Below are 576 nucleotides of genomic sequence, written 5' to 3'. Positions count from 1 at the left end.
TCTGCTTTAGCCTGCTCTATGAGGGCTTTATACTCCTGCAAAGTGGTGTTCTCTGTGAGCTCCTCTATACTGCGCTCTGTGATGGGTTTAAGGGGGGATGTGGTAGGATGCTCTTGGTTGGGCAAGAGAACATCATCAGCCTTTGGCTGCTCTGACACCGACTTGCCCGTAAAGCCCACATCGTCTCTGGTCTGTGGGTTCTCCAACTCTGTAAATCTCTGCTTGCTTCTTCTGTCTCTAAAACTTGTGAGAACAAACTTGTTATTCTCCCTCTTGCCCAAAACAACCATATCTGTAGGCGTAACAAGTTCAATCTTGTTTTCTAATTCTCTGTAAAACTTGGCTTCTTGCACGATTCTAGGCAAGTCGTGGATAAACTCTAAAGCCTGTTGCTCCCCGTGTTGCTGTGTCCTTCTCTCTAGGATGTGCGCTAACCCTTTTTTAGAATCTCCCCACACCAGATCAATATACCCCAATCCCTCTTTATAAAACGCTCCGCTCACTTGCCCGCGTTTTTCTTTTAAAAGCTTGCTAACCGCCTCTTTGCCCTTAAGGGCAAATTCTTTAAAATTCTCT

Annotated in this window: 1 protein-coding gene; it reads right to left on the bottom strand. The window is 45.7% G+C overall.

The window, feature by feature from the left end; translation table 11 throughout:
• On the bottom strand, nucleotides 1-576 hold a 576-nt coding region (locus EAO38_RS08700), incomplete at both ends, for a putative barnase/colicin E5 family endoribonuclease (RefSeq protein WP_456237306.1).

The sequence above is a fragment of the Helicobacter vulpis genome (assembly GCF_003660395.1).
Lineage (GTDB): Bacteria > Campylobacterota > Campylobacteria > Campylobacterales > Helicobacteraceae > Helicobacter > Helicobacter vulpis.
Note: the sequence above shows the minus strand (reverse complement) of the source record. Positions and strands in the feature narration are given on the sequence as shown.